The following is a 19,816-nucleotide window of genomic DNA, read 5'->3' as shown; positions in this document are numbered from 1 at the left end:
TGTGGGGAGTTCATGGGACGGATTTATACGCGCCGGGGAAATGGAGCGTCCAATACTTTTGGTCGCGGATTTCAATACCTGGCAGGTATTGAAATGCGACTGAATACGCGGAATATTGCAGCGCACCATACTTTTTTGGTTAGGTAGCCGCGCCGGGAGGCTTTCTGGAGCGGGGTCCCGTGCGCTCGGGGCACGGCTTGCGCGGGCGCGTGATGCGGTGGCTGCCCGGGCCCGTGAATCCGGCTGAAACAAGCCGCCGGCACGGGCGGATCAGGGTTTTCCTTAGGGAAAAACGGCGGGACTGACCATCCGGTTTCGACTTCGACTGCGGCGAATGACGGTCGGAAAGCTCGTACGCCGGCACGCGAGCCGTGGCAACGATCGCCGCCGATACGCGTGGCGAGCGTGGCGATCCCGGCCGTTTCGCTCGACGACGGGCAGCCCCGTCGTGAGCGAGTCACCAACGCACCGCTCGCGCCGGCCGCGCGACGCGTGTTCAGTTTCCGCACACGTGCACGCAGGTGGCCACCGGCCGGTGCGGGCGCGGCGGGTGGGAACAAACCCGGATAGCTCGGTTTCGCCGTGCCCGCCTACCTTCGCGGGCATGCCGGTCAGGCGGTGCAAGCCGCGATCCGGCGGGTCGGAATTCCCTCTGGAGCCTACATGAATAGCAGCAGCAACACGGCACTGTTTGACGCCGACGTATGGCGCGGCAAGACTTTCAACGGACGCTGGCACGCGGGTTCGCACGCGGCCGACGTGATCGAGCCCGCGACCGGCCGCACGCTCGGCCGCATCGGCCTCGCGGACGGCGTGGCGGTGGCCGACGCGGCAGCCGCCGCGTATCGCGCGCAGCCCGCGTGGTTCGGCCTGCCGTACGATGAGCGCGCGGCCGTCCTGCGCCGCGCGGCGGCCGTCGCGGAAACGCACTTCGATGCGATCGTCGACTGGCTCGTGCGCGAAAGCGGATCGACGCGCGCGAAGGCGTCGTTCGAAACGTCCGTCACGATCAAGGCGCTGCACGAAGCGGCGGGGCTGCCGTCGCGCGCGGCCGGCGAAGTGCTGCCGTCGGCGGCCGGCCGCCTGTCGCTCGCGCGCCGCCGCCCGCGCGGCGTCGTCGGCGTGATCTCGCCGTTCAATTTCCCGCTGTACCTGGCGATGCGTGCGGTCGCGCCGGCGCTCGCACTAGGCAACGCCGTGGTGCTGAAACCCGATCCACGCACCGCCGTCTGCGGCGGCGTCGCGATCGCCCGCGTGTTCGAGCTCGCCGGCTTGCCGGAAGGCGTACTGCATGTGCTGCCCGGCGACGGCGCGGCCGGCGCCTCGCTGGTCGCCGATCCGCACGTCGCGATGATCCAGTTCACCGGCTCCACCGCGGCGGGACGCAAGGTCGGCGAGGCGGCCGGCCGCTACCTGAAGAAGGTATCGCTCGAACTCGGCGGCAAGAACTCGCTGATCGTGCTCGACGACGCCGATCTCGACCGCGCCGTCGCCAATACCGCGTGGGGCGCGTATCTGCATCAAGGCCAGATCTGCATGGCGACCGGCCGCGTGCTCGTGCAGCGCGGCATTCACGACCGCTTCGTCGCGAAGCTCGTCGAGAAGGCGCAAAGCCTGCGCGTCGGCGATCCCGCGACGGCCGACGTCGGCCTCGGCCCGTTGATCAATGCCGCGCAACGCGACCATGCAGCGAGCCTGGTGGACGCGGCCCGCCGTGCGGGCGCGCGTGTCGAGACGGGCGGCGGCCATCGCGACCTGTTCTTCGAGCCGACCGTGCTGAGCGGCGTCGCGCCGGGCAATCCGGCGTTCGACGAAGAGATTTTCGGGCCGGTCGCGGTCGTCGTGCCGTTCGATACCGACGAGGATGCGATCGCGCTCGCGAACCAGAGCGAATACGGGCTGTCGATGGCGATCCTGTCCGCCGACATCGGCCGCGCGCTCCGGATCGGCGAGCGCCTGAACACCGGACTGCTGCACATCAACGACCAGACGGTCAACGACGAGGCGATCAACCCGTTCGGCGGCGTGGGCGCATCGGGAAACGGCTCGAGCATCGGTGGCGCCGCAAACTGGGAGGAGTTCACGCAGTGGCAGTGGCTGACGATCAAGGGTGAAGCACCGCTGTATCCGCTTTGACAAGGAGACCGAACATGTACACGGAAAACGATACACGCATCATCACCGCGGCCGTCGTGCGCGCCGCCGGCGCGCCCTTCTCGATCGAAGCCGCTCGCATCCGCGCGCCGCGCGGCGACGAGGTGCTGGTGCGCGTCGTCTCGACGGGTTTGTGCCACACCGACCTGATCGTGCGCGACCAGTACTTCCCGGTGCCGCTGCCGGCCGTGCTCGGTCACGAGGGCGCCGGCGTGGTCGAGGCGGTCGGCCCGAACGTGACGACGCTCGCCGCGGGCGACCACGTCGTGCTCACCTACGGCGCGTGCGGCCACTGCCCGTCCTGCGTCGTCGGTCACGGCGCGTATTGCCGGCATTTCTTCGCGCTGAATTTCGGCGGCGTCGACGCCGACGGGCAGACCGCGATCCGCGACGAACACGGTCAACCGCTGCACGATCATTTCTTCGCGCAATCGTCGTTCGCGAGCTACGCGCTCGCGCGCGAGAACAACGCGATCAAGGTGCCGGCAGAGGCGCCGCTCGAACTGCTTGGGCCACTCGGCTGCGGGATCCAGACCGGCGCCGGCGCGGTGATCCATTCGCTCGCGGTGCGCCCGGGCAGCAGCTTCGCGAGCTTCGGCGCGGGCGCGGTCGGCATGAGCGCCGTAATGGCCGCGCGCGTCGCGGGCGCGACGACCATCATCGCCATCGACGTCGTGCCGTCGCGGCTCGCGCTGGCCCTCGAACTCGGCGCGACGCACACGATCAACAGCAAGGAAGTCGACGTCGTCGACGCAATCCGCGAGATCACCGGCGGCGGCGTCGACTTCGCGCTCGAATCGACCGGGCTGCCCGCCGTGCTGTCGCAAGGGATCGAAGCGCTCGGCTCGCGCGGCACGATGGGCGTGGTCGGCGCGCCGAAGCTCGGCACCAAGGCGGAATTCGACGTCAACAACCTGCTGCTCGGAGGCCGCTCGATCCGCGGCATCGTCGAAGGCGACAGCGTGCCGCAGACGTTCATTCCGCAGCTCGTCCAGCTTCACCTGCAAGGCAGGTTTCCGTTCGACCGGCTGGTGAAGTTCTATCCGCTCGAACAGATCAACCAGGCCGCGGAGGACAGCAGCAACGGCATCACGCTCAAGCCGATCCTGCGCTTGCCGCACTGAGCGCCGGGGCGCCGGGGCCGCCCGGCGGGGCGCGGCGCCCCCGCTTTCGGGAAAATACCCCGCTTCGGGCACCGGGCTATATTACGCATTCGCGCGACACGCCGGGCCGGCACGCCCGGCCAGGACATTCGACCCCAAATGGAACGCAGCGTGAAGACGGCACCCGAATCCCCCTCACGGCCGGTCGACCTCGACCGGCTTCGCGCCCGCTTCGCGGCGGGCGAGCCGCTGCCGGAAACGGCGTTGCCGGCCAACGTCGCGCGCTCGTGGCTGCGTTCGCGCGACGCCGGGCTCCGGCCGTGGCAAACCGCTCGCTATGAAATGCAGCGCGAACTCGACGAATCGCGCGCGGACCGGCGGCTGACCCGCTGCGTCGCGCAGGAGATCGAGCAGCTATGGGCCGCGTTCGGCGGCAGCGAATGGGCAATCTTCTGCGCCAATTCGCGCGGCACGATCGTCCATGCGCGGCGCAGCCCGCAGTGCGACGACGCATTGCTGACACCGATCGTCGCCGGGCGCCGGATCGTCGAACCGAACATCGGCACGACCGCGCCGAGCTGCGTGATTCACGACGGCGCCGAGGCTGTCGTCGCGGGCGCCCAGCACTATCTCGACCAGCTGTCGCGGGTGTACTGTCTCGCGGTGCCGCTGGTCGGCTTCGACGGCGAAGTGATCGGCGCGCTCGACATCACCGGCGTCGGCCGGCGCAATGTCGTGCAACTGCGCGAACAGTTCCGGCATGCGGCGCTGTCCGCCGAGCAGCGGCTGTATGCGATGCTGCGCGACTGCCATCTGCTGCAGGTGCAACACGATCCGCGCTGGCTCGGCACGCCGCTCGCGGGTGTCGTCGCGCTCGACGAGGCGGGCCGCGTGCGCGCGGCGAGCCGGCTCGCGCGGCAGATACTCGACCTCGCGCCCGCAGGGCCGCTCGGGCCGCGCGATCTCCGGCAACTCTTTCCCGGCGCGACGCCCGCGCAGCAGCGTCGTTTGCTGACACCGGCGCGCACGCCGCAGCGGATCGCGCGCGACGACGGCAGTCACGTGTGGGTGCGGACCATGCGCGCGCCGCTCGATCGGGCGACGATGCCGCGGCAATCCGATGCGCTCGAAGAAGCCGCCGACGTGTGCGGCACGGCGCTGGCTGCCGGCGCGCAGGCCAGCCTGCACGAGCAGTCGCTCGACGCGATCCGGCGAGCGGTCGACGAGCACGACGGCAATGTATCGGCCGCCGCGCGGCAACTGGGCATCTCGCGCACGACGCTGTACGCGAAGCTCAGGCAGCTCGATGCGGCGGGCATCAGGAACGACAGGCCGCATTGACGCGGCATCACGGGTGACGCGGCGTGACGCCGTGTCACGGGCGGGACGCCGCGGGCTACGCCACCGCCCGCCTCTCATGCAGCCGCAACGCGAGCCACGCGATCGCGGTCGCGCATGCGCCGGCCACGCCGTCGAACGTGCCGACCCAGGGCAGCCCGAAGCCGCCGGCGATATGGTTGCCGAGGAGCACGCCAGCGCCGATGCCGATGCCGACGTTGTACAGCCCCGTCGCCGCCGAACGATCGCGCCGCGCCTGCCTTGACTGCCTGCGCCGATTCCCCCGGCCGCACCGACTACCCTCGCCACGTCGCCTGCACGAGCTTCGCCACCAGTTCGTCGTACACCACCCTGATACGACGGGGCATCGGGCCGCGCCGCGGCCGATAGACGTGCAGCTTCCACGGTTCGGGTTCGAGGCCGGGCAGCAAGCGCACCAGGCGCCCGTCGTCGATGTAAGGCCGGACCAGATACTCCGAGCACTGGCCGAAGCCCGCCCCCGCGCACACGGCCTCGACCTCCACCTCGGCGTCGTCCGTCAGATAGGCTGGCGACGCGGGTTTGAATTGTTGCTCTCCCCGGAAAATCCACGGCCACGCGCGACCGCTCGCGCGGTCGATCAGGCACGTGACCGGCATCGATTCGAGTTCCTTGCGGTTTTTGGGCGCGCCCAACCGCTCGATCAGCGACGGCGCGCCGACGACCCACATCGGCAACGGCCCCACCATGCGCGCGACAAAGCGGTTGTCGCCGATCGCCCCGACCCGCACGCCGATGTCGATCTGCTCGTCGACCACCGGCGACGGCACGTCCGACAGCCGCAGATCTGGCACGAGCCCCGGATACCGCTGCGTGAGATCGTTCAGGACCGGCTGGACGTAACGACGGCCCATGCCTGACGGCGCCGTAATCCGGACGACGCCGACCGGCTCGTCGGCCTGGCCGGCCACCGGCCCGAACAGCCCGTCGACGGCGGAAAGCGCCGCCTGCGCGTCACGCGCGAAAGACTGCCCGAAGGCGGTAATCCGGATCCGCCGGGTTGTCCGGTGAAACAGGGTTTCGCCCAGCATCTCCTCCAGCTCGCGCACCGCGCGCGTCACGACCTGCGGCGACACGCCGAGACGCGTCGCCGCCTCGCGGAACGTGGGCGCCGCGGCGGCCGCGGAAAAGATCTTCAGGATGTCGAGTCGGTTGAACATGGCGGACCCTTCTGACGCGCGGGAAGCAGTGAATTTAATTCCTGAAATAGGAATTCTGAATGCGCCATTGTTCCATTTTTTTGCGGGCGACGAACGACCACAATGAGCAACAGACGTCGCTTTGACGTGAACGGTCAAACCACCCTGGAGAATCTCATCATGAACGCAAGCACGAAACCGGCCCAGCTCGACGGCCGCATCGCCCTGGTAACGGGCGCCAGCTCCGGCATCGGCCGCGCATCCGCCATCGAGCTCGCCCGTCGCGGCGCGAAGGTCGTCGTCAGCGCGCGGCGCAAGACCGAACTCGATCGGCTGGTCGACGAAATCGCGACCGCCGGCGGCGAAGCCCGCGCATTCGCCGCGGACGTCGCGAACGAAGGCGATCTGCGGAAGTTGTTCGATTTCACGGTATCGACCTACGGGCGCCTCGACATTGCGTTCAACAATGCCGGCACGGAAGGCGTGTTCGCGCCGCTGCTCGAACAAGACGCCGAACGGTTCGACATGGTGTTCGAACCGAACGTGCGCGGCGTGTTCAATTCGATGAAGTACGCGGCTGAAATCATGCTGCGCCAGGGTTCGGGCAGCATCATCAACAACGCGTCGATGGGCGGGCTCATCGGCTTCGAGAATGCGTCGGTCTATATCGCGAGCAAGCACGCGGTGATCGGGATGACGAAGACCGCTTCGATCGAATGGTTCAGGCGCGGCGTGCGCGTCAACGCACTGTGCCCGGGACTGATCGAAACGCCGTTCCATCACCGCGGCATCTGGCCGTCGGACGATGCGCAGCAGGCTTTTGCCGCATCGACACCGGCAGGACGGTGGGGGTCCGCCGAGGAGATGGCGACGATCGTCGCGTTCCTCGCGTCGGACGATTCCAGCTATGTGTCGGGGCACGCGCTCGTGGCCGACGGCGGCTATTCGGTTGCATGACGCGGCAAGCGCGATCCGGGAAGTGAATTCGCCGGGCACCGGGCACCGGCCGCCCTCGCCGCACGCCGGAACCCGGCGTCGGCTACGCCACCGCCCGCCTCTCGTGCAGCCGCAACGCCAGCCATGCAATCCCGGCCGCGCACGCGCCGACCACGCCGCCGAACGTGCCGATCCAGGGCAGCCCGAAGCCGCCGGCGATATGGTTGCCGAGGAGCGCGCCGGCGCCGATGCCGACGTTGTACAGCCCCGAGTAGATCGACACGGCCAGGTCGGTCGCCTCCGGCGCCAGCTTCAGCACCCACGCCTGCATCGCGAGGCCGAAGCAGACGATCGCCCCGCCCCACACCAGCGTATGCACGGACAGCGTGACGATGTTCAGCGCGCACGGGAACAGGATCAGCAGGCAGCCCGACAACGCGACGATCGACGCCAGCAGGAAATCGTCCGGCCGGTGCGGATAGACGCGATTGAAGCAGATCGCGGCCGGCATGCCGGCCACGCCGAACAGGATCAGCACGTACGTGATCCGGCTGCTGCTCGCGTGATTGACGCTCTGGACGAACGGCTCGATGTACGTATACGACGTGAAGTGCGCGGACACCACGAGCACGGTGATCGCGTACAGCGCCACCAGCGCCGGCTTGCGCAGAAACACGCCGACGCTGCCGAGCGATCCGGCGCCCTGGCTCGGGAGTACCGGCAACGTGGCACGCAGCAACAGCAACGTGACGCCCGCCGCACCGCCGATGATCAGGAACGTCACGCGCCAGCCGAACGCCTCGCCGATCACGCGCCCGAGCGGAATGCCGGCGACCATCGCGATCGACGTGCCCATCGCGAGCAGGCTGAGCGCGCGGCTTTTGCGGTCGCTCGGCGCGAGCCGCACGGCCAGCGGGACGGAAATCGACCAGAACACCGCATGCGCGCAGGCGATGCCCAGCCGGCCGATCATCAACACCGTGAAATTCCACGCGACGCCGGTCACGACGTGGCTGGCGATGAACACCAGCAGCGCCCAGACCAGCAGCTTGCGCCGCTCGACGTGGCGCGTGACCAGCGTCAGCGGCAGGGACACGACAGCGACGGCCCACGCGTAGATCGTCAGCATCAGCCCGACGTCGGTCGGCTGCATGTGCAGGCTGTCGCCGATCGCGCCGAGCAGCGCGACGGGGACGAATTCGGTGGTGTTGAAGATGAAGGCGGCGAGTGCGAGGGCCAATACGCCCCACCACGAGTGTTCGGAACTGATGGCGTCGGGTGTTGCCATACGTGGAATCGACGAGACGAGGGTTGGGAGCGCGTCCGGTACGGAAAGCCCGGCCCGGCGCATCGCCGCGATTGTATCAGCGGCGCTTGACGCGTCGCGGCACGTCGCGGCACGTCGCAGCGGCGGGACATGACGATGACACGGCCATCCGCGGATAATGTGTCGACAGGATTTTCGCGGACGATACGCCCGAACCTCATCGGGCCAGGAGATTTACATGCGCATTGAAACGTCGTTTCTGTTCGATCTCGACGGCACGCTCGTCGACAGCGTCTATCAGCACGTGCTCGCGTGGAAAGAAGCGCTCGATGCCGAGGGCATCGAACTGTCGGTATGGCGCATCCACCGCAAGATCGGGATGAGCGGCGGCCTGTTCCTGAACCAGCTGCTGCGCGAGACGGCGGGCGACATCGACGCCGAGCGCGTCGAACGGCTTGCCCGGCTGCATGCGGCCGCGTACCAGCGGCTGCGCGCGCAGGTCCGGCCGCTGCCGGGCGCGCGCGAGCTGCTGGCCGCGCTGTCGAGCGCGGGCATCCGCTGGGCGATCGCCACCAGCGGGCGGATGGAGACGGCCGCCATCAATCTCGAGGCGCTCGGCGTCGATCCGGCGAAACAGGTCGTCGTCACGCGCGACCAGGTGAAATATGCAAAGCCGGACCCCGACCTGTTCCTGACCGCGGCCGCGCAACTGAACGTGCCGATCGAACACACGGTCGTGGTCGGCGACAGCATCTGGGACATGCTCGCCGCGAGCCGCTGCCGCGCGCTCGGCGTCGGGCTGCTGTCGGGCGGCTACGGCAGCGATGAGCTGGAACGCGCGGGCGCGCTGCGCGTGTATGACGATCCGGCGGACCTGCTGTGGCATCTCGATGAAATTGCCGCGCGGCCCTGAACCGCCCGGATCGCCGAAAGCACCTTCGCCGGACCGGCATCGGGCCTGTCACGCCGTCCGCGTCCGGCCACGCCTCGCCGTACCGGCACGCAGCCGCGCTGCTGCTCAATCGTCGTCGATGCGCTTGTCGATCAGGTAGCGGCCGCGCTCGACGCCAGCAAGCAGGGCTTCTTTCTCGGTCAGCCAGTCGGGGCCGGCGACCGCCGGCACGACCACCTCGATGCGCGCGCCGCCGACATACACCTGCACCTCGTCGTGCCACGCGCCGCTGTCGTTGCGCCGCGCCCACACGCGGATTTCGTGGCCGCGATACGGGTCGCGAACCTGTGCGTCCTGTTGATCTTGCACGGTGGCCTCCTATCCTTATCTACGATGGCGATGCAAAAAATGCGCGCCGCATGATCGCCGCGCGCCCAGTCGGCGCTGCACGCACGTACCGTGCCCGGTGCCCGCGGCCGGCACGCGGCTTGCGCCCCCGTTTGCGCGTCGACCCGCTACCGGCACCGCTGCATGCCCGTGAAGCGGTTCATCGTCCAGCACCCGGACGACGGATCCGGACCTCGGTGCCCTCCCGGCTTCGTTCCCGCGAACCGGCCTGCGGCCTCGTCGCCCCGCCCCTTCGTCAAGGAGTTTCGTGTGAACCAGACGACCGACCTGCTCTCCTATCTCGTGACGAGCCAGCTGGCCGCGCGCATGCGGTCCGGCGCATGGCTCACGACCGGTCAGCTCATCGGCGCGCAGCGCGTGTGGCTCGCGTGCCATCACGCCGAACGCGGCTGGCTCGCCCGGATCAGGATCGCGAACGCGTCCGCGACGATCGCGCAAGGAATCTACGACATCGCGGTCGCGAACCGCGACCCCGACAGCGGCGAACGTGTGCGGCTCGACGCGGATTCGCCGGAACTGCGCGCGCTGCGCGAGCGTTGCGATGCACTATTGCAGCGCATCGACGGCGGCCCGGACGTCGACGATCGGTAGCCGCCCATACACACGTCGACGTGCGCGACGTACGGCTCGGCATCGCGTATACGGCGCCGCGCACGTTCCCGACGCTGTACCCGGTGTGCTCGCTGGACCGGATCTGGATCCACCCGGGCGAACTGCTGATCGACGTGGTCGTACATCGCAGCATGCGCGCACGGCACGCGTCCGACCACTATCCGCTCGTCGCGCGGATGCGTGGGGCGCCCGCGACGGGCACGCCGCTTGCGCGGTGAGCCCCTTTTACGATCCGGCGGAGCAGCCCATGCGAACCGACATACTGGACGGAAAGGATCTCGACTACTGGTGCGCACGCGCGTTGTGCGCTGATGAAGAAGACACGCTGAGCTTCACGGCCGTCGCGCCGACCGTGGTCGTGACGGCCGCCTGCGACGCGTTCCGGCACCGCGATGCACCGTTCGTGCCTTCGACATCGTGGGCCGACGCGGGCGCGGTGCTCGACCGCGTGGACGACCTGCGGATCGCGCACCACGGCGAAGACGTCGAATGCGACGCGACCTTCGTCGACGGCCCGTCGACCTGCGGCGCACACGGCCCCGATGCACGCGCGGCGCTGCTGCGCGCGTTCGTGCGCGCGCGCTTCGGCGACGAGGTCGACGCCCCGCCGCCGTTCGCGCACCGGATCGAACACGGCGCGGTGGTGCGCTACGACCCCGGGGCGCCGCTTCCCGAAGCGGACGACGATCGGGCCGCCGGCGACAGCACGGATATCCGTTCGATCCCACGCATGTAAGTACACGCGCCCTGCCGCCGTCATGTAAAAACGACAGTCGCCGAACCAACGGCCTCCCGCCCGAGCGCTGCCGCGCGGGAACACCGGGAACACATCCCGGCAGGCACGCGCGTTGCGGCGAACCGGCTTTATCGATCGCCGCCACCTGCCCGCGCCACGCCATGGACTCCACGCCGACTTTCGCTCCCCACATCTACTTCTGCGACGCCCGCCTCGTCGGTCCGCTCGACGCATGGCCGCAGACGTTCGCGCAGATCGCGGGCATGGGCTTCGATCACGTGCTCGTCGGCGCATTCTGGGCCACGAGCGTCGCCGGCTTTCCGCGCCACGTGGCCGATTTCCACCGGCCGGCCCAATCGTTCGCGACGCGCGCGAGCGCACTCGAAACGTTCTCGCGGCTCGCGCAGCTCGCGCACGGCCACGGGCTGCGCCTGCTGCTCGAAGTCGTGCCGGACCGCATCGCGCACGAGAATCCGCTGCGCGCCGAGCATCCCGACTGGTATGTCGAGCACACGCACGACGACGCGCTGATCGACCCGCGGGGCTCCGCGCAGGCACTGGACATCGCGCACGCGAACCTCGGCGACGACGCGGCGCGCGATGCGCTGTCCGCGTGGTGGTGCGCGCACCTCGCCGCGTTCGCGGATGCGGACGCGGCCGGCTTCCTGATCGACGCGCCGCATCATCTGCCGGCCGACTGGTGGCCCGGCTGGCGCGCGGCGCTGCGCCGCGCGCGCCCGGACGTCGCGGTGCTCGCCGGCGTGCCCGGCCACGCGCGCGACGCGCTCGCGCAGCTCGAAGGGGCCGGGTTCGATGCGGTGTTTTCATCGGTGCGCTGGTGGGACCTGCGCGCGCCGTGGTTCGCCGACGAACACCGGCTGCTGCGGCGCATCGGCTCGCCGATCGCGTTTCCCGATACGTTCGACGGCCCGCGTCTCGCCGACGACTGGCCCAACGCGCCGGACGACACCGTCGCGCGCGCCTATCGCCGCGCATTGTGGACGGCCGCGGCCGTCGGCACCGGCTGGCTCGTGCCGATGGGGTTCGAGCGCGGCGTCGCGGTGCCGCTGATGGCGCGCGACGCGGATGCCGCGCGCTACCGCGCCGCGTTCGAGCGTGCGCGCTTCGACCTGTCGGGTGCGCTCGCCGATGCGAACGCATGGCGCCGCGCAACGCCGGTGGCGGCCGCGCGCGGCGAAATCGCGCAGTTGAGCGCGCCCGGCGCGAACGCGACTGCGCTGCTGCGCGGCACCGGGCCGTCGCTCGAACACGACGAAGCGGCGCTGCTGATCGCGTTGAATCCCGATCTCGACGCAGCGGCGACGGTCGACCCCGCGACGATCCTGCCCGGCGTGCCGGGCGGTTTCACGCGCGTCGTCACGCACGATGGCGCGCAAACCCACCCGCCGGCCGCGCTCGAACCGTTCACGCTCGGGCCCGGCGCGTATGCGCTGCTGCATGCGTGGCGGGCGCCGCCCGTCACGACACGCCCCGACGACGCGCGCGAGCGCTCGGCGCTGTCCGCCGCGCTCGCGGCCGACCGGATCGCGATCGAGCGCGTCGAGCCGTCGGTCGACGGCGGCCGCTTCGCGGTCAAGCGCGTGATCGGCGAGCCGCTCGTCGTGCACGCATCGATCTTCACGGACGGACACGCGCATCTCGCGGCCGCGCTCCAGTGGCGCGCGGACGGCGACGACGACTGGCGCGAAATACCGTTCGAAGCCGAACCGAACGACGGCTGGCACGCACGCGTCATGCTGGACCGCGTCGGCCGCCATGCGTTTCGCGTGATCGCATGGCGCGACGACTGGGCATCGCTCGTCGACGACGTCGCGAAGAAACACGCGGCCGGCCAGGACGTGACGCTCGAAGTGCGCGAAGCCCAGCTGCTGCTCGCGACCGCGCTCAAGCTCGCCGATCCGCTCGATGCGCACGCGGTCCCGCGGATGGAACGCCTCGTCGCCGAATTCAAGGACGCGCCGGCCGACGCGCGGCTCGCGCTGCTCGGCGCGCCGCCGTTGGCCGACGCGTTCGCAGCGCTGCGCTACCGCGCGTTCGTCACGCACGACGAAACGACCTACCCGGTCGACGTCGAGCGCCGCGCGGCGCGCTTCTCGAGCTGGTACGAGATGTTCCCGCGCTCGGCGAGCGACGATGCGCACCGGCACGGCACGTTCGACGACGTGATCGCGCAACTGCCGCGCATCCGCGACATGGGCTTCGACGTGCTGTATTTCCCGCCGATCCACCCGATCGGCAGCGCCGCGCGCAAGGGCCGCAACAACACCCTGAAGGCCGGCCCCGACGACGTCGGCAGCCCGTACGCGATCGGCTCGCCCGACGGCGGCCACACGGCCGTGCATCCGCAGCTCGGCACGCTCGATTCGTTCCGTGCGCTGGTCGATGCCGCACGCGGTCACGGGCTCGAGATCGCACTCGATTTCGCGATCCAGTGCTCGCCCGACCACCCGTGGCTCGCCGCGCATCCGGGCTGGTTCGCGTGGCGACCCGACGGTTCGCTGCGTTTCGCGGAAAACCCGCCGAAGCGCTACCAGGACATCGTCAACCCCGATTTCTACGCGCCGGACGCGCGGCCCGGCCTGTGGCTCGCGCTGCGCGACGCGGTGCAGTTCTGGGTCGACGCGGGCGTGCGGATCTTCCGCGTCGACAACCCGCACACGAAGCCGCTGCCGTTCTGGGCGTGGATGATCGACGACGTGCGCGGCCGGCATCCGGACGTCGTGTTCCTGTCCGAGGCGTTTACACGGCCGGGGATGATGTACAGGCTCGCGAAGGTCGGCTTCTCGCAGTCGTACACGTACTTCACGTGGCGCGAGTCGAAGCGCGAATTCATCGACTACCTGACCGAGCTGACCGCCGGCCCCGCGCGCGAGTTCTTCCGGCCGAACTTCTTCGTCAACACGCCCGACATCAACCCGCGCCACCTGCAGAACGCGCCGCGCTCGCAGTTCGTGATCCGCGCGGCGCTCGCGGCGATGCTGGCCGGCTCGTGGGGCATGTACTCGGGCTTCGAGCTCGGCGAATCGGCACCGCTGCCGGACAGCGAGGAATACGCGAACGCGGAGAAGTACGAGCTGCGCGCGCGCGACTGGAGCCGTGCCGCGCATATCGGCACCGAAGTCGCGCGGCTGAACCGCGCGCGGCGCGACAATCCGGCGCTGCAGACCCATCTCGGCCTCACGTTCGCCGATGCGGACAACGACATGGTGCTCGTGTTCGTGAAGGCGACGCCCGCGTTCGACAGCGTGGTGGCGGTCGCGATCAGCCTCGACCCGTGGCATCCGCAGGCCGCGAACTTCACGCTCGATGCGGCGCTGTGGCGCGGCTTCGGGCTCGCCTTCGGCGAACCGCTCGACGCGCTCGAACCGGATGCCGCGCAGGCGCAAACGTGGCGCGGGCCTCGCCAGTACGTGTCGCTCGATCCGCACGTGCGGCCGTATGCGATCTGGCGGCTCGCGCCGTCTCCGGGCGCCGTGCGGGCGGCGGCGCCGAGACCGGACGATGCCCGCCGCCCTTCGGGAGCACACGCATGATGAAACGCGAAGATTCCCTCGACGACGTACGCCGCGCGCAGTTCCCGTCGCTCGCGCCGGCCGGCACGCCGCGCCGGCGCCGCGCGCGCCGCCGCGCACCGGCGCTCTGCGCGGACGATCCGCTGTGGTACAAGGACGCGATCATCTACCAGGTGCACGTGAAGTCGTTCTACGACTCGAACAACGACGGCATCGGCGATTTCCCCGGCCTGATCGCGAAGCTCGACTACATCGCCGAACTCGGCGTCGACACGATCTGGCTGCTGCCGTTCTACCCGTCGCCGCGCCGCGACGACGGCTACGACATCGCCGACTATCGCGACGTGCATCCCGACTACGGCACGCTGGCCGACGTGCGGCGCTTCATCCGCGAAGCGCATGCGCGCGGGATCCGCGTGATCGCCGAACTCGTGATCAACCACACGTCGGACCAGCATCCGTGGTTCCAGCGCGCACGCCGCGCGAAACCCGGCTCGATGCACCGCGACTACTACGTGTGGTCCGACACCGACACGAAATACGCGGGCACGCGGATCATCTTCCTCGATACGGAAACGTCGAACTGGACCCACGACCCGGTTGCCGGCCAGTACTACTGGCACCGCTTCTACTCGCACCAGCCCGACCTGAACTTCGACAACCCGGCCGTGGTGCGCGAGGTGATCCAGGTGATGCGCTTCTGGCTCGACCTCGGCATCGACGGGCTGCGGCTCGACGCGGTGCCGTATCTCGTCGAGCGCGAAGGCACGAACAACGAGAACCTGCCCGAGACGCACGCGATCCTGAAGCGGATCCGCGCGACGATCGACGCCGAGTATCCGAACCGGATGCTGCTCGCGGAAGCGAACCAGTGGCCGGAAGACGTGCAGGAATATTTCGGCAACGAGGACGAATGCCACATGGCGTTCCACTTTCCGCTGATGCCGCGCATCTACATGTCGATCGCGAGCGAGGACCGCTTCCCGATCGTCGACATCATGCGGCAGACGCCGGCGCTCGCGCCGAGCAACCAGTGGGCCGTGTTCCTGCGCAACCACGACGAGCTGACGCTCGAGATGGTGACCGATTCGGAGCGCGACCTGCTGTGGCAGACCTACGCGAGCGACCGCCGTGCGCGGATCAACCTCGGCATCCGGCGCCGCCTCGCGCCGCTGATGGAACGCGACCGGCGCCGCATCGAGCTGATCAACTCGCTGTTGCTGTCGATGCCCGGCACGCCGGTGATCTACTACGGCGACGAGCTCGGGATGGGCGACAACATCCACCTCGGCGACCGCGACGGCGTGCGCACGCCGATGCAGTGGTCGTCCGACCGCAACGGCGGCTTCTCGCGCGCGGACCCGGAACTGCTCGTGCTGCCGCCGGTGATGGGCTCGCTGTACGGCTACGATGCGGTCAACGTCGAGGCGCAGACGCGCGACCCGCATTCGCTGCTGAACTGGACCCGCCGCATCCTGTCGACGCGCCGCGCGTCGCAGGCGTTCGGGCGCGGCACGATCCGCTTCCTGCGCCCCGAGAACCGCAAGGTGCTCGCGTACCTGCGCGAGCTGGACGGCGAGGATCCGGTGCTGTGCGTCGCGAACCTGTCGCGCGCGTCGCAGGCCGTCGAGCTCGACCTATCCGAATTCGCGGGCCGTGTGCCGATCGAGATGACGTCGGATTCGCCGTTTCCGCCGATCGGCCAGCTCCCGTATCTCCTCACCTTTCCGCCTTACGGGTTCCTGTGGTTCGTGCTCGCCGAGCACGGGCGCGAGCCGTCGTGGCGGCAGCCGCATGCGCAGCCGCTGCCCGAATACGTGACGCTCGTGATGCGGCGCGGCGACGCGCGGCCGGACGTCGCGCAACTGCATGCGCTCGCGCACGACGCGCTCGCGTCGTGGCTCGCGCGGCGGCGCTGGTTCGCGTCGAAGGATCGCGCGATCGGCGATGCGTGGCTGAACGTCGTCACGCCGGTGCCGGACGAGCCGTTCCAGTACGCGGAGGCGTGGGTATCCGCGAGCGACGGCGGCGTCGAACGCTACGTCGTGCCGCTCGCGACCGCGTGGGGCGGCGAAACGTCCCATCCGCTGTTCGCGCAGCTCGCGCTCGCGCGCGTGCGGCGCGGCCACACGGTCGGCTACCTGACCGACGCGTTCGCGCTGCCGGCGTTCGCGCGCGGGATGCTGCGCAAGCTGCGCGACGGCGCGACGGTGCCCACGTCCGACGGCGGCCGGCTCGCATTCCTGCCGGAGGACGCGCTCGCCGCGCTCGATCCCGGCGACGACGCGGAAGTACGCTGGCTCGCGGCCGAGCAGAGCAACAGCTCGCTCGTGATCGGCGACGCGATCGTGCTGAAGCTGGTGCGCAAGGTCGCGCACGGCGTGCATCCGGAAGCCGAAATGAGCCGGCACCTGACGCGGATCGGCTATGCGAACACCGCGACGCTCGCGGGCGAAGTCGTGCACGTCGATCCGGACGGCACGCCGCATACGGTCGCGATCCTGCAGCGCTATGTCGACAACCAGGGCGACGCGTGGACGCGTTCGTTCGACTTCCTGCGGCGCGCGGTCGACGAGCTCGCGCTGCCGGCCGCGGACGAGGACGCCGCGACCGAAACCGACGACGAACCCGAAGCGCTGCTCGGCTATGCGGCGTTTGCCGGCATCGTCGGCACGCGGCTCGGCCAGTTGCACGTCGCGCTTGCGCAGCCGTCCGACGATCCCGCGTTCGCGCCCGAACCCGCGACGCCCGGCCACGTCGACGGCTGGACCGCGGACGCGATCGCGTCGTTCGAGCGCGCGCTCGACGTGCTGCGCACGCGGCTCGATGCGCTCGATCCGGACATCCGCGCGGCGGCCGACGCGCTGCTCGCGTCGCGCGATGCGGCCGTGCGTGCGCTCGGGGCGCTCGTGCCGCGCACGCTCGACGCGCAATGCATGCGGATTCACGGCGATTTCCACCTCGGTCAGGTGCTCGACGTGCAGGGCGACGCGCTGCTGATCGACTTCGAGGGCGAACCGGCGCGCCCGCTCGAGCGGCGCCGCGCGAAATCGCATCCGCTGCGCGACGTGGCCGGCCTGCTGCGTTCGCTGTCGTATGTGAGCGCGACCGCGCAGATCGCGATCGAGAAGGCCCCGCCGCAGGCGGCCGACCGCAAGCGCGCGCTGTTCGACCGCTTCGGGCAGGCCGCCGCCGACCGCTTCGTCGACTGCTATCGCACGGCCGCCGAGCTCGCGCCCGCGCGCTTCGTCGACCCGCGCTATGCCGATCGCCTGCTCGCGCTGTTCCTGATCGACAAGGCGTCGTACGAGCTGTGCTACGAGGCCGCGAACCGGCCGGACTGGCTGAGCGTGCCGGTCGGTGGGCTCGCGGCGCTGGTCGAGCGCCTGCTCGACGACGGCGGCGCGCCCGACGACGGAGGCACACGATGACCGATACGCTGTTCGAACGATCCGATATCGATGCCCTGCTCGCCGGCCGTCATCCCGATCCGTTCGCGTGCCTCGGCCCGCACGGGCAGGACGGCCGGCTCGTCGTGCGCGCGCTGCTGCCCGGCGCCGAACGTGTGCGCGCGCTGTCGCCGGACGGCGACGAACTCGGCACGCTCGCGTGTGTCGATCGCGCCGGCTGTTTCGCGGGGACGATCGGACGCAACGGCGGCGTGCCGCATTACCTGCTCGCGATCGACTGGCCGGACGCGCGGCAGGTGACCGACGACGCGTATGCGTTCGGCACGCTGCTCGACGACGCGGTGCTCGCGCGTCTCTCGGCCGGCGACCCGGCCGCCGTGCTCGAGTGCCTCGGGGCGACCCCCGCGCGCATCGACGACACCGACGGCGTGCGCTTCGCGGTCTGGGCGCCGAACGCGCAGCGCGTGTCGGTGGTCGGCGATTTCAACGGGTGGGACGGCCGCCGCCATCCGATGCGGCTGCGGCTGCCGTCGGGCGTGTGGGAGCTGTTCGTGCCGGGCATCGGCGCGGGCGAGCACTACAAGTACGAGCTGCGCGCGGCCGACGGGCGCGTGCTGCCGCACAAGGCCGATCCGTGCGCGCGCGCGACGGAAGCCCCGCCGCGCACGGCGTCCGTCGTCGCCGATGTCGCGGCGCTCGACGCGTTCGCGTGGCACGACGACGGCTGGATGCACGCGCGGCCGCACGCCGACCGCTACCGCGTGCCGTGGTCGATCTACGAGGTGCATGCGGAGTCCTGGCAGCGCGTGCCCGAGGAGATGGACCGCAGCGCGACCTGGGACGAGCTCGCCGGGCGGCTGATTCCGTACGTGCAGGGGATGGGCTTCACGCATGTCGAATTCATGCCGATCGCCGAATACCCGTTCGGCGGCTCGTGGGGCTACCAGCCGCTCGCGCAGTTCGCGCCGTCCGCGCGCTTCGGGCCGGTCGACGGCTTCGCGCGGTTCGTCGACCGTGCGCATTCGGCCGGCATCGGCGTGATCGTCGACTGGGTGCCCGCGCACTTCCCCGACGATCCGCACGGGCTCGCGCAGTTCGACGGCAGCGCGCTGTACGAGCATGCCGATCCGCGCGAAGGGCTGCATCCCGACTGGCACACGTGCGTGTTCAACGTCGGGCGCACCGAAGTCGGCGCGTTCCTCGTCGCGTCGGCGCTCGCGTGGGCGCGCCGGTATCACGTCGACGGCATCCGCGTCGATGCGGTCGCGTCGATGCTGTACCGCGACTATTCGCGCAAGGAAGGCGAATGGGTGCCAAACGTGTACGGTGGGCGCGAGAACCTCGAATCGGTCGCGTTCCTGCGCATGCTGAACGACACGCTGCACGGTGCGGCCGCGCCGGCCGGCGTCGTCACCGTCGCGGAGGAATCGACCGCGTGGCCGGGCGTCACCGCGCCGACCGGCGACGGCGGGCTCGGCTTCGACTTCAAGTGGAACATGGGGTGGATGCACGACACGCTTGCGTATCTGCGCGAAGACCCCGTGCACCGCCGCTATCACCACGACCGGATGACGTTCGGGCTCCTGTACGCGTTCTCCGAGCGCTTCGTGCTGCCGCTGTCGCACGACGAGGTCGTGCACGGCAAGGGCTCGCTCGTCTCGAAGATGCCGGGCGACGCATGGCAGCGGCTCGCGACGCTGCGCGCGTACTTCGGCTTCATGTGGGCGCACCCGGGCAAGAAGCTGCTGTTCATGGGCAGCGAATTCGCGCAATGGGCCGAGTTCGCGCATGACAGCACGCCGCACTGGGACCTGCTCGACGCGCCCGCGCATCGCGGCGTGCAGCGGCTGGTGCGCGACCTGAACCGCACGTATGCGGCCGAACCGGCGCTGCATGCGCTCGACTGCCACGCGGCCGGCTTCGCCTGGCTGATCGGCGACGATCGCGACAACAGCGTGTTCGCGTTCGCGCGCCGCGACGAGGCCGGGCACCTGGTCGTCGCCGTCAGCAACTTCACGCCCGTGCCGCGCACCGGCTACCGCGTCGGGCTGCCCGCGCCCGGCCAGTGGCGCGAACTGATGAACACCGATGCCGCGCCGTACGGCGGCACCGATGCCGGCAACGACGGCGCCGTGTGGGCCGAGGCCGTGCCCGCCCACGGCGAAGCGTGGTCGGCAAGCTTGCGCCTGCCGCCGCTCGCGACGCTGTGGCTGCGTCCTGTCTGAATGCCTGCGCCCTCGATACGGAGA

The 19,816-nt window shown here is 70.0% G+C and carries 13 protein-coding genes and 2 pseudogenes; 11 read left to right on the top strand and 4 right to left on the bottom strand.

The window, feature by feature from the left end:
• Positions 1-663: 663 nt before the first annotated feature.
• The 3 genes from BFF94_RS16940 (at position 664) to BFF94_RS16930 (ending at position 4,598) form a co-directional block, all read left to right on the top strand.
• Positions 664-2,136 (top strand): benzaldehyde dehydrogenase, encoded by a 1,473-nt coding sequence (locus BFF94_RS16940; protein ID WP_219139574.1) that lies wholly within the window; start codon positions 664-666, stop codon positions 2,134-2,136.
• Positions 2,137-2,150: 14 nt separating this feature from the next.
• Entirely contained in the window at positions 2,151-3,278 is a 1,128-nt protein-coding gene (locus BFF94_RS16935; protein WP_128844857.1) for an NAD(P)-dependent alcohol dehydrogenase, read from the top strand.
• 150 nt (positions 3,279-3,428) lie between these two features.
• Positions 3,429-4,598 (top strand): helix-turn-helix domain-containing protein, encoded by a 1,170-nt coding sequence (locus BFF94_RS16930; protein ID WP_246637347.1) that lies wholly within the window; start codon positions 3,429-3,431, stop codon positions 4,596-4,598.
• Between the two features lie 55 nt (positions 4,599-4,653).
• On the opposite strand, the pseudogene BFF94_RS16925 reads toward BFF94_RS16930, so the two are convergent.
• Together BFF94_RS16925 and BFF94_RS16920 are read right to left on the bottom strand one after the other, a co-directional pair.
• Positions 4,654-4,836: pseudogene (locus BFF94_RS16925) on the bottom strand (sugar transporter); the annotation flags it as partial.
• Between the two features lie 55 nt (positions 4,837-4,891).
• Positions 4,892-5,794 (bottom strand): LysR family transcriptional regulator, encoded by a 903-nt coding sequence (locus tag BFF94_RS16920; RefSeq protein WP_128844853.1) that lies wholly within the window; start codon positions 5,792-5,794, stop codon positions 4,892-4,894.
• A 159-nt stretch (positions 5,795-5,953) separates the two neighbouring features.
• On the opposite strand from BFF94_RS16920, the gene BFF94_RS16915 reads away from it, so the two are divergent.
• On the top strand, positions 5,954-6,730 hold the full coding sequence (locus BFF94_RS16915; protein WP_128844852.1) for an SDR family NAD(P)-dependent oxidoreductase: 777 nt from the start codon (positions 5,954-5,956) through the stop codon (positions 6,728-6,730).
• 82 nt (positions 6,731-6,812) lie between these two features.
• Here the strand turns inward: BFF94_RS16915 and BFF94_RS16910 are convergent, their stop codons facing one another.
• Positions 6,813-7,997: a sugar transporter gene (locus tag BFF94_RS16910; RefSeq protein WP_128844850.1), complete on the bottom strand. Its 1,185-nt coding sequence runs from the start codon at positions 7,995-7,997 to the stop codon at positions 6,813-6,815.
• Positions 7,998-8,214: 217 nt separating this feature from the next.
• Here BFF94_RS16910 and BFF94_RS16905 point away from each other — a divergent pair, with 217 nt between their 5' ends.
• Positions 8,215-8,889: an HAD family hydrolase gene (locus BFF94_RS16905; protein WP_219139572.1), complete on the top strand. Its 675-nt coding sequence runs from the start codon at positions 8,215-8,217 to the stop codon at positions 8,887-8,889.
• A 105-nt stretch (positions 8,890-8,994) separates the two neighbouring features.
• On the opposite strand, the gene BFF94_RS16900 is transcribed toward BFF94_RS16905, so the two are convergent.
• Positions 8,995-9,237, bottom strand: coding sequence for a DUF6566 family protein (locus BFF94_RS16900; RefSeq protein WP_128848346.1), 243 nt, complete (start codon positions 9,235-9,237; stop codon positions 8,995-8,997).
• Positions 9,238-9,582: 345 nt separating this feature from the next.
• Here BFF94_RS16900 and BFF94_RS16895 point away from each other — a divergent pair, with 345 nt between their 5' ends.
• The 6 genes and pseudogenes from BFF94_RS16895 (at position 9,583) to glgB (ending at position 19,792) form a co-directional block, all read left to right on the top strand.
• Positions 9,583-9,867 carry a hypothetical protein gene (locus BFF94_RS16895; RefSeq protein WP_128848349.1) on the top strand — a complete coding sequence of 95 codons (285 nt, stop codon included), beginning with the start codon at positions 9,583-9,585 and terminating at the stop codon, positions 9,865-9,867.
• Between the two features lie 53 nt (positions 9,868-9,920).
• A pseudogene (locus BFF94_RS38465) lies at positions 9,921-10,106 on the top strand (endonuclease/exonuclease/phosphatase family protein); the annotation flags it as partial.
• A 29-nt stretch (positions 10,107-10,135) separates the two neighbouring features.
• Entirely contained in the window at positions 10,136-10,624 is a 489-nt protein-coding gene (locus BFF94_RS16885; protein WP_219139571.1) for a phage protein NinX family protein, read from the top strand.
• Between the two features lie 161 nt (positions 10,625-10,785).
• Positions 10,786-14,178: a maltotransferase domain-containing protein gene (locus BFF94_RS16880; protein WP_219139570.1), complete on the top strand. Its 3,393-nt coding sequence runs from the start codon at positions 10,786-10,788 to the stop codon at positions 14,176-14,178.
• Positions 14,178-17,588: a maltose alpha-D-glucosyltransferase gene (gene treS, locus BFF94_RS16875; protein WP_219139584.1), complete on the top strand. Its 3,411-nt coding sequence runs from the start codon at positions 14,178-14,180 to the stop codon at positions 17,586-17,588. Before BFF94_RS16880 ends, treS begins: the two co-directional genes overlap by 1 nt.
• Entirely contained in the window at positions 17,585-19,792 is a 2,208-nt protein-coding gene (gene glgB, locus BFF94_RS16870) for a 1,4-alpha-glucan branching protein GlgB (RefSeq protein WP_219139569.1), read from the top strand. Before treS ends, glgB begins: the two co-directional genes overlap by 4 nt.
• Positions 19,793-19,816 lie beyond the last annotated feature (24 nt).

This window comes from Burkholderia catarinensis, assembly GCF_001883705.2.
GTDB lineage: Bacteria > Pseudomonadota > Gammaproteobacteria > Burkholderiales > Burkholderiaceae > Burkholderia > Burkholderia catarinensis.
This window is presented reverse-complemented; position numbering and strand designations above follow the sequence as displayed.

Bases quoted from the DNA above. Each gene is read 5' to 3' on its own strand.
- BFF94_RS16940 (WP_219139574.1), top strand. From the start codon at position 664: ATGAATAGCAGCAGCAACACGGCACTGTTTGACGCCGACGTATGGCGC.
- BFF94_RS16935 (WP_128844857.1), top strand. From the start codon at position 2,151: ATGTACACGGAAAACGATACACGCATCATCACCGCGGCCGTCGTGCGC.
- BFF94_RS16920 (WP_128844853.1), bottom strand. From the start codon at position 5,794: ATGTTCAACCGACTCGACATCCTGAAGATCTTTTCCGCGGCCGCCGCG.
- BFF94_RS16915 (WP_128844852.1), top strand. From the start codon at position 5,954: ATGAACGCAAGCACGAAACCGGCCCAGCTCGACGGCCGCATCGCCCTG.
- BFF94_RS16910 (WP_128844850.1), bottom strand. From the start codon at position 7,997: ATGGCAACACCCGACGCCATCAGTTCCGAACACTCGTGGTGGGGCGTA.
- BFF94_RS16905 (WP_219139572.1), top strand. From the start codon at position 8,215: ATGCGCATTGAAACGTCGTTTCTGTTCGATCTCGACGGCACGCTCGTC.
- BFF94_RS16895 (WP_128848349.1), top strand. From the start codon at position 9,583: ATGCGGTCCGGCGCATGGCTCACGACCGGTCAGCTCATCGGCGCGCAG.
- BFF94_RS16885 (WP_219139571.1), top strand. From the start codon at position 10,136: ATGCGAACCGACATACTGGACGGAAAGGATCTCGACTACTGGTGCGCA.
- BFF94_RS16880 (WP_219139570.1), top strand. From the start codon at position 10,786: ATGGACTCCACGCCGACTTTCGCTCCCCACATCTACTTCTGCGACGCC.
- treS (WP_219139584.1), top strand. From the start codon at position 14,178: ATGAAACGCGAAGATTCCCTCGACGACGTACGCCGCGCGCAGTTCCCG.
- glgB (WP_219139569.1), top strand. From the start codon at position 17,585: ATGACCGATACGCTGTTCGAACGATCCGATATCGATGCCCTGCTCGCC.